12 protein-coding genes are annotated in these 13829 nt (G+C 49.8%); 8 read left to right on the forward strand and 4 right to left on the reverse strand.

The genetic code is table 11. The features are described 5' to 3' along the window. Window positions 1-27: 27 nt before the first annotated feature. Window positions 28-1479 carry a hypothetical protein gene (locus JJU34_RS13695; protein WP_228692946.1) on the forward strand — a complete coding sequence of 484 codons (1452 nt, stop codon included), beginning with the start codon at window positions 28-30 and terminating at the stop codon, window positions 1477-1479. A gap of 71 nt (window positions 1480-1550) precedes the next feature. Further along, window positions 1551-1889, forward strand: coding sequence for a hypothetical protein (locus JJU34_RS13700; RefSeq protein ID WP_228692947.1), 339 nt, complete (start codon window positions 1551-1553; stop codon window positions 1887-1889). Here JJU34_RS13700 and JJU34_RS13705 read toward each other — a convergent pair. Next, a complete protein-coding gene (locus JJU34_RS13705; protein ID WP_228692948.1) occupies window positions 1828-2280 on the reverse strand; it encodes a hypothetical protein in 453 nt (150 codons plus the stop codon). The two genes, JJU34_RS13700 and JJU34_RS13705, sit on opposite strands and share 62 nt — an antisense overlap. 94 nt (window positions 2281-2374) lie before the next feature. On the opposite strand from JJU34_RS13705, the gene JJU34_RS13710 reads away from it, so the two are divergent. After that, complete coding sequence (locus tag JJU34_RS13710; protein WP_228692949.1) at window positions 2375-2572, forward strand: hypothetical protein; 198 nt, start codon at window positions 2375-2377, stop codon at window positions 2570-2572. Between the two features lie 46 nt (window positions 2573-2618). Here the strand turns inward: JJU34_RS13710 and JJU34_RS13715 are convergent, their stop codons facing one another. Further along, entirely contained in the window at window positions 2619-3026 is a 408-nt protein-coding gene (locus tag JJU34_RS13715; RefSeq protein ID WP_228692950.1) for a hypothetical protein, read from the reverse strand. Window positions 3027-3136: 110 nt separating this feature from the next. Beyond that, window positions 3137-3406 carry a T9SS type A sorting domain-containing protein gene (locus JJU34_RS21860; RefSeq protein ID WP_366512709.1) on the reverse strand — a complete coding sequence of 90 codons (270 nt, stop codon included), beginning with the start codon at window positions 3404-3406 and terminating at the stop codon, window positions 3137-3139. Window positions 3407-3840: 434 nt separating this feature from the next. On the opposite strand from JJU34_RS21860, the gene JJU34_RS13720 reads away from it, so the two are divergent. Further along, the gene (locus tag JJU34_RS13720) at window positions 3841-6114 is read left to right on the forward strand and encodes a neutral/alkaline non-lysosomal ceramidase N-terminal domain-containing protein (RefSeq protein WP_228692951.1); all 2274 of its coding nucleotides are present in this window, start codon (window positions 3841-3843) and stop codon (window positions 6112-6114) included. Then, entirely contained in the window at window positions 6114-9167 is a 3054-nt protein-coding gene (locus tag JJU34_RS13725; RefSeq protein ID WP_228692952.1) for a PVC-type heme-binding CxxCH protein, read from the forward strand. Before JJU34_RS13720 ends, JJU34_RS13725 begins: the two co-directional genes overlap by 1 nt. A gap of 52 nt (window positions 9168-9219) precedes the next feature. On the opposite strand, the gene JJU34_RS13730 is transcribed toward JJU34_RS13725, so the two are convergent. After that, complete coding sequence (locus JJU34_RS13730; RefSeq protein WP_228692953.1) at window positions 9220-10098, reverse strand: AraC family transcriptional regulator; 879 nt, start codon at window positions 10096-10098, stop codon at window positions 9220-9222. 403 nt (window positions 10099-10501) lie between these two features. Here JJU34_RS13730 and JJU34_RS13735 point away from each other — a divergent pair, with 403 nt between their 5' ends. The 3 genes from JJU34_RS13735 to JJU34_RS13745 are packed head-to-tail and all read left to right on the forward strand — an operon-like array spanning window position 10502 to window position 13787. Next, entirely contained in the window at window positions 10502-11473 is a 972-nt protein-coding gene (locus JJU34_RS13735; protein WP_228692954.1) for a 3-hydroxyacyl-CoA dehydrogenase family protein, read from the forward strand. A gap of 5 nt (window positions 11474-11478) precedes the next feature. Further along, window positions 11479-12798, forward strand: coding sequence for an aspartate aminotransferase family protein (locus JJU34_RS13740; RefSeq protein WP_228692955.1), 1320 nt, complete (start codon window positions 11479-11481; stop codon window positions 12796-12798). Then, a complete protein-coding gene (locus JJU34_RS13745) occupies window positions 12795-13787 on the forward strand; it encodes a 3-hydroxyacyl-CoA dehydrogenase NAD-binding domain-containing protein (protein WP_228692956.1) in 993 nt (330 codons plus the stop codon). Before JJU34_RS13740 ends, JJU34_RS13745 begins: the two co-directional genes overlap by 4 nt. Window positions 13788-13829 lie beyond the last annotated feature (42 nt).

Raw genomic sequence — 13829 nt, forward strand, 5'->3', positions numbered from 1 at the left:
GGATCAACCTTTCTTACCCTATCGATTATGATTAACCGGATTTCGTTTATTTGCTGCATCCTAAGTTTCCTGACCGGACCGACCGTTGTTTTTGCCCAAGCTCCCCTTCCCATCGGATCGGATAGAGAGCTGTTTGTGGACCGCACCCTGATTGAATCGTTGGACGGTGCACAGGTTATTTTGCACGAGCCGGTGGACCGAGGAGAGGTTTTTGCTTTTGAAAAGCCCTGGGAAGGTGCTTTCTCGGCTTACGTGACCATTCTGAAGGATGGAGATCTGTACCGAGCCTATTACCGTGGAGTGCCTACGGCCGGTAAAGATGGCAACGAGTCGGAGGTTACCTGCTATGCGGAATCTCACGATGGGGTTCGTTGGGAAAAACCGAACCTTGGAATTCACGAAATAGCCGGAAGCAGGACAAACAATGTGATCTTGGCCAATGCAGCCCCCATTACCCACAACTTCAGTCCGTTTATTGATACCAATCCAGATGTGCCAAAACAGCAACGGTATAAGGCCTTGGGGGGTACTTCGTCCAGCGGGTTGGTGGCCTTTGTATCTGAGGACGGTATTCACTGGCAACGCCTACAGGAACGTCCGGTTTTTACAAAAGGGGTATTTGACTCTCAGAATGTCGCCTTCTGGTCTGAATCCGAAAGGCAGTATGTGTGCTATTTCCGAACCTGGACCGGCGGAGGTTACAGTGGCTACCGTTCGGTCAGTAGAACTACCTCTCCCGATTTCATCCACTGGAGCGACCCGGAAGCGATGAGTTTTGGAAACACACCCTATGAGCATCTTTATACCCAGCAGACCAGCCCTTATTTTCGTGCGCCGCACATTTACCTGGCCATAGGTGCCCGATTTATGCCCAATCGTCAGGTAATTTCCGATGAAGAAGCCAATATGCTGGGGGTGGATCCCAAGTATTATAAAGACTGTTCGGATGTAATATTGATGAGTTCCAGGGGAGGAATTGCGTATGAGAGGCAGTTTATGGAATCCTTTATCCGTCCCGGGATTGGATTGCAAAATTGGGTTTCCCGATCCAATTATCCCGCATTGAATGTGGTTCAGACCGGTCCAGAAGAGATGTCTCTGTATGTAAATCAAGACTATGCCCAGCCCAGTGCCCACCTGCGCCGGTATTCCATGCGGCTGGATGGCTTTGCTTCTGTCTCCGCGGGGTATAACGGAGGGGAAATGCTCACCAAGCCCTTTGTCTTTGAAGGGAAAGTGCTGGAGCTGAACTACTCCACCTCCGCAGCGGGGCAGCTCTTGGTCGAAATCCTTGATGAAAAAGGAAACAAGATACCTGGGTTCTCCAAAGAAGAATGCCGGCCGGTGATAGGTAATGAGATTTCAAGGACTGTTTATTGGAACAACTCAAATGATGTATCGGAGCTCTCAGGAAAGCCCGTCCGAATGCGTGTTTACCTGAAGGACGCGGATTTGTTTTCGTTTAAGTTTAATTGGTGATAGGATCCAGGTATCATCAGCAGGGCGGCCGGAAAACAGCAATATTTACCTCAGATCTTAAAGGTGATTTTGTGTCTACTCAGGTTTCGCCGATTGGAGGAGATACCAGCTATCCGGGGATGATCGTTCACAAAAATCACCTTTGGGTGATGTGTTTTTCCTCAAACCGATTCAATCATTTATTGATTTCGCACGATAAGGGGCTCACAGGGCAGTATGCTGCCCCGGTGGCAGTGAACGATGAGGGGGTGGTTAACGAAGCCTCGATCTATGTAACACCCAAGGGGGATGTGGTGACCTATTACTTCAACAACGAAAATCAAACCAAGCAAATCGCCGGCAATATACTTATTCAATTCTTATCAGCGTTAGCAAGGGACCATCGGTTGGCCTTCTATCCAATTTCATAATTCCATCGGTAAGAGAAAACCAATAACCTAAGGTTCCTATTTTTAGCTTATAACTATAATAGTTATCAAAGCTTTCTTCAGCAAGCTCGTACATGCTGCCGTCGTGAAATTCTCCCCCAAACTCTTTTGTTACATCACTCGAAACGGATAGTATGCCGTCTTCCTGAAAATGATAGACGATGTTATCGCAGGAATAATTTTCGATTCTCCAACCCCCGTTTATCATGACAACTTGTTGCCATTCCACCAGCTTCCATCTTCCGACGATATTGTTGTCATCCCCAGCCACGGGTACCACCTCGCATTCTTTGTCGGGATCCTCCGGTCCCCAACACGCCGTAAAGCACAACAAAGACAGGGTGACCAGTATAGGATAGACTTTTTTCATCATTGACAATTTTTTTGATTTGTTATCCATAACATAACCATTTTGGTCTTATTCGCCACATTTTTGGTTATATATTCAAATAAACTAAATGGCCGCAATGGAGGTAAAGAACTCTCCCCTGCGGCCCTATTGGTCAATGCCTGACGATCACGTTTTGGGCGAAATTGCCCTCAGGGTGTTGGATGCGCACATGGTAGATGCCCTATTTCCCGTAGATTGTTGGAATAGGTTTCTACCGGTTCCTTTCGGTTTCTCCAAGCTGGCGGTATACTTACTCAATTCTTATCAGGGTTAGCAAGGGGAAACCACGTTAACTATAAGCCTATATGCGTTTGTTTACTTCACCGATGTCTTTCAAAATACACCAATGGACCGTCCAGAGCAGGATTATCCACTATCACCATTTTGTCAGTGGAAAGATAACAGCCGAAAGCCCTGTCGTTGATTTGTAGGTTGCCGAACAATGAGTATCCCTCCCAGTTTGTAGTGTCTTGGTTATAAAACTCATACGTGTGGTTCCCCGGATCAAAACGCCAGGGCGGGGTTCCGGAACGGGTTTCAATGGACAGGGTTCCATTGGGCCTGAACTCGTAAACTATCCGGTCGTTTGAATAATCGGTGGTGGACATTGCCTCGGCTTTCATTAACCTCCATTTTCCGGTAATACCGATATCCGGTTCTTGCTTTTCTCCGCATGCTAGGAAGCAGAGGAGCGTAAGGACTGGAAGGAATGTGTTTGCGTTTTTCATGATTTGTTATTTTTTGACATTTACAATACCGCATTTCGTATTAATACGCTTGGTTATTTGGAAATAGGAGAAAACAAAAGGCTTATATAGCTTTCCCACAATTTTTGTTTTCAGTGCCTGACAATCACCTTTTGGGCGAAATTGCCCTCAGGGTGTTGGATGCGCACATGGTAAATCCCCGATTTCCAGCCTGCGACGGGGATATACTCCTCCCGGCTCTCTGTCTCCTTTTCCCATATCAAGTTGCCGCCTTCATCATAGATCCCTATCGTATAGTATCCGGCTCTGTCCGCAGATGCCTCCCCCCTTCGTTTTCCATCCGTACATGGATGGCTTCGGAAGCGGGATTCGGATAAACCGTAAATGCACAGAAGCTGCAGCCCCTGGAGTAATGATTTTTAACGGTATCCATAGTTGCTTGTGCCTATGATTAGGACGTAGGTAAATGCATAAATGCTACTAGGAATATATCTTTTTTTAGATAATTTAACTTTCACTTATATTATTTTTCTAATTTACAATAATGTCCACCTTTCTTTAAATGATTCGTAATGTTTTATCACTTCGATCCGCCTGAAGCAGGTGTGATTTTCAGCAGCGATGAATTCAAACATAGCTATTTCCAGGCTGGTGTATGGGAATAAAAGTACGGATATTACACCATTGGCAGGAAAACCAGTTAGAATGCGGGTATATTTAAAGGATGCAAATCTTTATTCCTTCCGTTTTCACTAATGCCCTCCTTTGGGAGTAGTCTTTTTCTGGTGTTATCGGTAAGCGATGTAGTATAAATCGGTAATTAATCAGCTTGCAAATGATCAAAAGACAACGAACCCAAAATAGTAACGAAGGCTTGGCGGTACTTTTCAGGGCTCAGCCGCCGACAAAAAAGATAGTCTTATTCATTGCCATCCTTTTTTTGGTTCATATGCACGCCCTTGCGCAGCAATCTCCCGCCGAGCCAAGGGTAAAGGTATTCCGTGCCGGCGCGGCAACGAGCGTAATAACCCCCAAAATCGGGACTTCCATCAACGGCAATATGCAGGATGTCAAGGTGAAGCATGTACACGACGATACCCATGCAAGAAGCCTGGTGCTGGACGATGGCGCTACCAAGTTGGCGATTGTTACCCTCGATCTGTGCATGGCCTACCGGGAGACCATCGACAGGGCAAAGCAACGGGCCCATGCGTTTACGGCAATCCCGGTAGAGAATATGCTGATTTCCTCCACCCATACGCATTCAGGTGGAACGGCCTGCTCGGTATTTCAAAGTGATCCCGATCCGGCCTACCTGGATTTTTTGGTGGAGCGTGCCGCGGATGCCATCATACGCGCAAACAATAACCTTGAGCCTGCAAAAATAGGCTGGGGTGTTGGGCATGAACCTGGTCAGGTTTTTAACCGCCGGTGGAAGATGAAGCCCGGCGCGGTTCTGACCAACCCCTTTGGCGGCGTGGACCGGGTAAAAATGAACCCAGGAATTGGCAACCCCGATTTGCTGGAGCCGGCCGGACCCTCCGACCCGGAGATTCCCTTCGTTTCGGTTCAATCAAAGGATGGCACACCCATTGCCCTGCTGGCCAATTATTCCCTGCATTATGTGGGCGGAACGGGTAGTGGAGAGGTTTCGGCAGATTACTTTGGGATGTTTGCGAACAAGTTTTCCCAGCTCATCGGGGCTGATCGGCAGTCCCCGGCTTTTGTGGCCATGATGTCCAACGGAACCAGCGGCGATATCAATAACATCAATTTTGGAGGAACGGCTCCTGATCCCTTGCCGCCTTACGCAAAGATGGAAGCCGTGGCCAATACAATAGCCGCCGAGGTTTATAAGGCATATCAGCACATTCCATACCATGATTGGGTGCCGCTTGCGGTAGTACAGGAAGAAATCAGCTTGGATGTCAGAAAGCCAAGGCCAGAGGAAATTTCAAGAGCAGAAGGCATTCTGTCCAAGTCCAAGGGCCCCAATCTGGTCTCTATAGAGGAGATTTACGCTAGGGAGACCGTTTTGATGAAGGATTTCCCGGATAGCCAGCGCATCCTTTTGCAAGCCATGCGCTTGGGAGATTTGGCGATTACGGCCATACCCTGCGAGGTATTTGTGGAGATAGGTCTGGAAATCAAATCGAAAAGTCCCTTCGGTCAGACGTTTACGGTCTCTTTGGCCAATGGATACCACGGGTACCTACCTACTCCTGAACACCATGAACTGGGTGGTTATGAAACTTGGCGTGCCAGATCCAGCTACTTGGAAGTCAATGCCTCCCGAAAAATCACAGAACGGGTAGTTGCGTTATTTAACCAATTGAATACCATGCCTGTCACTTCCCGGTATTCCAAACCCTTGGATGCCAACGACAGGAATCTTGGCCAGAAATTAGCCCTTTTTGACGGAAAGAGTCTGGCTGGCTGGTATACATTCCTCAAAGACAGAGGGAAAAACAATGACCCGAAAGGTGTTTTTACTGTCCGCGATGGTATGATTCATATCTCAGGCGAGGAGTGGGGCTGCATCACCACTGAAGAGCCCTACGATGACTATAAGCTGGTGGTGGAATTTAAATGGGGAGGCGGCACCCACGAACCACGGCTGGACAAATCCCGGGATAGTGGAATCCTGTTGCATTCCCAAGGGATGGACGGGGGGTATTCCGGTACCTGGATGCACTCCATCGAGGTTCAGATCATCGAGGGAGGCACCGGGGATTTTATTGTGGTCGGAAACGGGACGGATCAGTTTGCCGTCACCAGCCCGGTAGCATCCCAAAAAGTGGGAGGTGCCCATGTTTACCAGTCAGACGGGGATCCTGTGACCATACATGGTGGAAGGATCAACTGGTACGGCCGTGATCCGGAGTGGAAGGATGTGTTGGATTTTAGAGGCGCTCAAGACGTGGAAAAGCCGGTAGGAGAATGGAATACGCTTGAGTGTCATGTGCTGAATGGAGAGATTACTGTCTACCTGAACGGCGTGTTGGTCAACAGGGCCTTGGATTCAAAGCCAAAAAGCGGCAGGATCCAAATACAATCGGAGGCCGCCGAAATGTGGGTGCGAAAGGTAGATCTTTATCCCATTTTGTGATGATTGGTATGCGGTATCAGGGGCACCAACATAGGTTTGTTGTTTTTTTGATCCTTTGGATCACTTGGGGCTGTGGGACCGATCGGCCCGATGCAGGCGGTGGCGACGAAGTGGTTTTTGAATTGCAGGATTCACCGGTCAATTCTCCCCTGTATACCTATGCTGATTCGATCCAACTTAAGGCTGCCTTGGCCAGTTTTCAGTTGGAGCCGGGGCTGCGGATTGAGTTGATTGCAGCAGAACCCCTGGTAATCGACCCGGTGGCCTTTGCCTTTGATGAAAACCGCGTGTTGTATGTGGCCGAAAACAGAGGGTATCCCGATCCGGCTGAAGGGGGTACGTCCACCCAGCTCGGAAGGATTGCCCGACTTGAAGACAGAGACGGGGACGGCAAGTACGATCACCGAACCGAGTTTGCCACGGGCCTCACCTACCCCAATGGAATCATGGTCTGGCGTGGGGGCGTATTTGTGACCTGTGCCCCCGACATCTATTACTTCAAAGACACCAACGGGGACGGTGTAGCGGATGTTAAAAAGGTGGTGCTGACCGGCTTCAACGCCGATAAAACGGCTCAAATCAGGGCTAGCCACCCCACCTTGGGGTTAGACGGTTGGGTCTACGTGACCGGAGGCTTGAATGGAGGTTCGGTGACGTCTCCGGAGCATCCGGATCGTGCAGCAGTAACGTTATCTTCTTCGGATGGCCGTTTTCATCCCGATACCTTTGAGTTTCAGACAACCGGTGGTAGGAGTCAGTTTGGTCTGGCCTTCGACCCTTTTGGCCGGCGCTTTGGGACTTCCAATAGGCATCCGCTTCAGCATGTGGTAATCGAGCCTTGGCAGTTGGCCAGAAATCCCCACCTGACATTCAACCGCACGACTCAGGATGTGGCCAAGCCGGAGGCGGAGGCTACGGTTTATCCGATCAGCAATGCGGTCATCACTGCGGACTTTATCCCTAAGCTTATCGGGTTATCCCATAAAGGGACCTTTACCTCCGCCTGCGGTCCGGTACTTTTCTACGGAACAGCGCTGAAGCCTGAGCATGTAGGCAATGCTTTTATTTGCGAGCCTGCCCAAAATCTCGTGCAGCGGCAGGTGCTTTCGCCCGATGAGGTTTCTTTCCGTGCACAAAGGGCCTACGAAAACAGGGAGTTTTTAGCATCTACCGACAGTTGGTTTAATCCGGTTTTTCTTGGCCATGGGCCAGATGGGGCAATGTATTTGGCAGACATGTATCGAAAAGTGATTGACCATCCTTCCTACGTTCCTGAATCGGCGAGGGAAGGGTTGGATTTTGTAAGTGGCAAAGACAAGGGGCGCATTTATAGAATAGTGCGTAAGGAATTTAATCAAGCCAATCCATCGGGCGAGCAAACGGGTAGTTTGGTATTGCCATTCGAGGATCCAGTGGCGTTATTGGGGTCGGCGGATGAGTGGGAGCGGTCCGTCGCCCATCGCTTGCTTTTGGAGGCCTCGGATACCCGTACCATGTCCCAGGTTAGTGATGTGTTTCATAAGAGTGAGCGGCCCGAAAGCAGGGCTAGGGCACTTTGGGTTCTACAGTCGATGCGAGCGTTGGATGTGAAACATCTAGAAAAAGCCTTCATAGACAGCAATTTGGGCGTGAGGGAACAGGCAGTCATATTGTCCGGGCAATTGGCAAGTGATCATCCGGAATTAGTAAGGCCCTTGATAGCAGCTACGGAGGATGATGAAATGCGTGTCAGGTTCCTGGCATCGTTGGAATTGGGCTCACTGACGGGAGAGGAAATCATGGGTGCCCTTGCCCAGGTAGCTGTCCGGGATGGAGCGAATCCTTGGTCCCGAAGTGCCGTGTTGAGTGGGATTGGAGGGCAGCTTCCAGAGTATTTGCAGGTTTTCCGGCTCATGGAGTCGGCAGATAGCCCCGCATTTCCGGTGATGATGCAGGAGTTGGGTGCTTTGGTGGGCAACTCCGCTTCTTGGCAGGATTGCAGGGAGTTGTTACAGGATATGTTAGGGTCATCTGGAGATATCCGCTGGCGCATGGCTACGTTGCTCGGATTGCTAGGGGGATTGGAAGGTAGAAAAATTGCGCCTGTCGATCTTGGTCTGGCTTCCGCGTTGGACAATACACCGCTTTCCGACCGGGAGTTGACAAGCAGAAGGGAATTTGTCGCAGAGGTGGTGCGGATTGGGCTGAACGAATCGGAGGCTGTGTCGGTGCGGGCCGTTGCTGTCTCCCTGTTGGGGTATGCTCCGTTTCAGTGGGTCGAGCTGGAGCTAGGCCAGCTGCTGAAACCCCATCACCCCACCGAAATTCAACTCGCAGCGGTAAAGGCCATCGCAGGAGTGGACGATCCGGGTGCTGCAGAGTTGTTGCTGTCCGCCGATGCTTGGTCGTCCTTCACGCCTAGGGTCAAATCAGCGGTGGTTGCTGCGTTGGTGTCAAGACGAGCAACTGTTCAGCAGCTACTGAGCGCCATAGCGGATCAGGTAGTGGCACCGGCAGAGATTCCATCTATGGTCCGGCAAAGGCTAATGAGCGACGGACTACCTGCTATTAGGGACAAAGCAGCTTCCCTCTTTCACGACCTAGAAGGTGGTGGACGCATGGCCGTGTTCGAGGAATATTTGGGGGTTTTGGAAAACCCATCCGACCCTGTACTGGGGAAGCAGGTGTTTGAAAAAAACTGTTCGTCCTGCCATACCTACGCAGGGCAGGGTGGCCAGGTGGGCCCAGACTTGACGGGCGTCAAAAACCAACCCGGAGATGCGTTGTTGTTGCATACCCTAGTTCCAAACTACGAAGTATTGCCGGCCTACCAAGCCATTTCGATCCAAACCAAGGATGGAAGAACGCTGGCAGGTTGGGTAGCCGCAGAATCCGATCAAAGTATCACCCTTCGGACTGCCTATGGGACCGACGAGGCCGTGTTACGGTCAACAATTGCCTCCATCCACCACTCGGGTTTATCCCTTATGCCCGACGGGTTGGAACAAACCATGACCAAGGAGGAGCTGGCGAACCTAATTGGGTTTTTGAAGTCTGGAGGGATTGAACCCTAGGAAGCGGGGCGATGGATTTTCTTAGCGCGTAACATCACGGAGTAATTTGACACTATGCCACGTGTTGCATATTGACCACTTTTCGAAATTCTGAGGGGGTCATTTTTTTGTGTTTCTTAAATTGGCGGTTGAAATTTGCGAGGTTATTGAACCCACATTCAAAGGCTACTTCCACAATGTTCATGTCGGTTTCCGACAACAGCTTGCAGGCGTGGCCTATCCGAACGGTGTTTAGGTATTCGACAAAGGTGATGCGGTATTGTTCCTTGAAGAAATTGCAAAATGTAGTCACTGCCATATTGGCTAGGGCTGCAACTTCTGGTAGGGTGATTTCTTGGTCAAAGTTTTTAAAGATGTGCTCTTTAATTTTAGTCAGTCGATCAGATCCCTGAGGGTCTACCTGATCCAAATAGCCTGGACTGGCCAAGAGCTCGTACTCCCGCGTTTGCGATAGGATGTCAAAGATGGAAAGCAGGCTGGAAAGCCGCTGTATGCCGTTCATATGAACCATACCGGTCATCAAGGCCCTTACTTGTTCTTTGGTGTTACCGCTTAAGGCCATGCCTCGTTTGGAGAGCTTTAGGAAGTTTTTGAGGGGCTCCATTTCCGGAATATTTAAGAAATCCTCTCCCAGAAAGTGCTCCTGAAAGTGGATGACGATGGCTTCCGCGGGTCCGTCTGTTTGCCCGTTCACATAGGCCGAGTCATTCACCCAGACATGCGGCAAATAAGGCCCCATACATACCAAGTCACCCTCTTGAAAGTAACCAATATGGTCTCCGACCATCCGGCGTCCCGTACTTTTCAGCACCAAAACCAGTTCGTATTCGGGGTGATAATGCCAGGGGCAGGGGAAATACTGTCCCTCCTCTTTGAACACGATAAAGGATTTGTCGAAATCCTGCGGTAGTCTGACTTCTATCGATTTCATGTGTCTAGAATTGTTTTTTAATGGTCAGATGGAATCCCTGCCTACCGGCTGGCAGGTCGCATGTTTTCCCCGATAGGCATCGGGGCATCCCATTGTGTGAAGGCAACGTCATGCTCGATTTCATAATATCCTGAATTTGTTAGCTTAATATAGGTTAAATCTCTGTAAGGTGAAAGCTTTTTGGCCTTGCTTGAAAAATAGTATCATAAATATAGATAATAATAACAGGAGAGAACCGGAGAAAAGAAGCTGTTTGATAAGCGGTGTTTTTTGTTGAAAAATAGTACCACTATTGTAAAGGATATTAATAGTATCTGTAGACGTTACCAGATACTTTTGGTAGTGTTAAAACGTATCCGTTAGCACCTAGCCGTGCCAACTGCCGATTTTTATAGAACAGGGAATGATTAAACCGAATGAGCTTGCGGAAATAGAACTGGGAGTAGTAGGCCTTGGATTGATGGGGAGTAGCATTGTGGTAGCTTTGTTGATTGCAGGGCATCCGGTGCGCGGCGTGGCACCCATTCCTTCGGACATGAAGGATGCAGAACTTCGCATCACCAAGCAACTGAAACACGCTGAGGAAAGCGGAATATTAAATCAACCCATTTCCCAATACCTTTCCCGTTTGATGCTATCCGAGGACTTTGGTATATTGAGAGATTGTAGGCTGGTACAGGAATGCGTGGTCGAACGCACCGAGATCAAAGGACTCATGTACCGAAAAATTGCGGAGGCAACGCGGGGAAAAGCCATTGTTTCCAGCAATACTTCTGCGATTCCGATCAGCGTCCTTCAGGACCTGGTACCCAATCCAGAGCGGTTTCTTGGCGTTCATTGGGCCGAACCTGCTTACCTGACCCGGTTTTTGGAGATTACCAAGGGAGCGAAAACAGCGGAGGAGCCTGCCAAGTGGGTCTTTGAATTGGCCCACTATTGGGATAAGGAGCCTACCTTCCTGCAAAAGGATATCAGAGGTTTTGTAACAAACCGGCTGATGTATGCCGTCTATCGGGAGGCCTTTCACCTGATCGACAGGAAGGAGGCAACGGTGGAGGATGTGGATAAATCCTTTCGGTATGATGCGGGTTCTTGGATCACCGCGATGGGGCTGATGAAACGCATGGACCTCTTGGGATTGGCGGATTTTCGTGTAGCACTCAGTCGCTTATTTCCAGAACTTAGCAATTCGACGGAAGTTCCCGAACTCATGAAACAGATGGTGGAAAAAGAGGCCCGCGGCATACAAAATGCTCGTGGACTTTATGCGTATACGGAGCAGGAAGCGGAAGAATGGGAAAAAGCTTTTGCGGCTTTCAATAAAGAGATTTACCGGTTGGCGGCTGAACATCCTTCCGCACCGACTGAAAAATAAGGTTTATGGCAGAGAATCGATACAATGAATCCGGGAATTGGCTGGAGCGTGCTAAAAAGGTCTTGGCCTCCGGGGTTTCCTCGGAGTTTAGAAAATACAATCACCCCCATGCTTTGTTCTACACCCACGGAAAAGGCGTGCATCTATGGGATTTAGATGGCAACGAATACTTGGACTTTACCCTAAGTCAGGGTCCTCTTATTTTGGGCCACTCCAATCAGGAAGTGTTGGAGGCGGTGAACGCCTACTCCGCGCAGGGGCAGCTTTTTGCCGGGCAGCATCAGCAGGAAGTCGAGCTTGCCGAGTGGCTAAACCGTGTGATTCCCTCTGCGGAATTGATGCGTTTTTGTCTGGATGGATCCGAGGCGGTGCAGACTGCGATTCGGGTGGCTCGTGCCAAAACTGGTAAGGTCAAGTTTATCCGATTTGAAGGACACTATCATGGCTGGCTCGACAATGTCGCCTGGGCCATATCGGCACCTTCTCCTGAGGCACTTGGAGATAGGGCCCATCCCACGGTGTTTCCTTGGAGTCAGGGGTTGCCTCCCCAGGCCCAGGATGAGTTTTTGACCCTTCCCTGGAATGACCTGGAGCTGGTAAGAGCCACGCTAAAGGACAGGCATCAGGAGGTGGCTGCCATTATCACCGAGCCTATGATGTGCAATAGCGGCTGTATTCCGCCCAAACCTGGGTTTCTGGAAGGGCTGAAATCCTTATGTGATCAATATGGGATCGCATTGATATTTGACGAAGTCATTACCGGGTTTCGCTTGGGTTTGTCCGGTGCGCAAGGATTTTTTCAGGTGACGCCGGATATGTCGATTTTTGCCAAGGCGCTGGGCAGTGGCTATCCCATCAGTGCGATTGTGGGTAAAAAAGCATGGATGGACGAGATCGCTTCCGGAAGAGTTATCCATGCCGGAACCATGAACTCCTGCAATCCAACCGTTGCTGCTGCGTTGGCGACGGTCCGTATTTTGGAAAGAGACAATCCTTATCCACAGATGTTTGCATTGGGAGAAAGGTTAAGGACTGGCCTAAGGCAACTGGCAGCGGAAATGGGAATCAACCTGCTGGTTCAGGGCTTGGGACCTGTGGTACACACCGGGTTTATGGATCGCGACAGTGTGTCCGAGTACCGGGAGGTTCTTCAATACGATGGAGGTAAGTTAAAGCGGTTTATTTCCGGTTTGCACGATGCGGGTATACGCGTCATTGGAAGAGGACTTTGGTATATTAGCAGTGCGCATCAGCCGGAGCACATAGAACAAGCACTCGTAAAAGCGAAGGATGTTTTGCATCGGTTAAACCATGAAACGCTATGAAGTTGCCCTATGCCTCCGTGGCGGTGGTCGGAACCGGTCGGCTGCTTCCAGAAGTAGTCTGTTGCCTTCTTCAGGCAGGACATCACGTTCAGCTCTCAGAGCTTTCTTCCTGTGGGGTGGACCTATCTATTTTGTCGGACGGCGCGCTATCGGGGGAAGCGTTGGAGGAAATCGGTAATCGCTTGGAGCTGGTTGCCGAAATCACTGCCCTGTCGCCCGTTGATCTGGTGATCTTGATCACTCCGGAAGACCTCCAAACCAAGCGGGAGTCCCTCCAGGCAATCAGTCGGATCGTGCCGGAAGATGCTGTTTTGGCGGTGAACACCGAGAGTTTTTCCCTCGAAGAGCTTTGGGGGGATTGCGCGCATACAGGCAGAATCATTGGACTGAACTGGGTAAGGCCGGCACATGTGACGCTATTTGCGGAAGTAATCGCTACATCGGACACACCCACCGATCTGTTGGAGCAAATGATGTATTTGTTGGAAAAACACTGGAATAAGGATCCCTACGTCGTTTATGGAGGCAGGAGCATTCGTTCGAGGCTGCTGGCTGCGATGATCAGAGAGGCTTTTTTCTTGGTAGAACAGGGGTATGTGGGCGTGGAGGATATCGACCGCGCCTGCCGCAACGATGCCGGGTATTACATGCCCTTTGCTGGGAATCTACGCTACATGGATCTCATGGGGACCAACGTATATGGGGTGGTGATGGAGGATCTCAACAAAGAGTTGGCTACCGATCAGAATCTTCCTTCCTTCTTTCAGAATATTTTCCAAGAAAACCCTTACCCCGGGATGGAATCTGGTAAGGGGTTTTACGGCTATGAGCAAGGAGCCGGTAATCTGGAGGAAAAAAACCTGTTGGTATTTGCCCAAAAAATAAGGGCATTGATGGATAGGTTTCCCTTCCCGAGAGACAAACAATCTGAAAACGAGGCGGCAGTGAAAGAAAGTATGCCATTCACGCATAAAAATAGAAGCCTTTGAAATGGGGTGATACGATATTTAAGCCCAATTAGCGCATGAATT

It is taken from the genome of Lunatimonas sp. (assembly GCF_020832325.1).
In the GTDB taxonomy this organism is placed as follows: domain Bacteria; phylum Bacteroidota; class Bacteroidia; order Cytophagales; family Cyclobacteriaceae; genus Lunatimonas.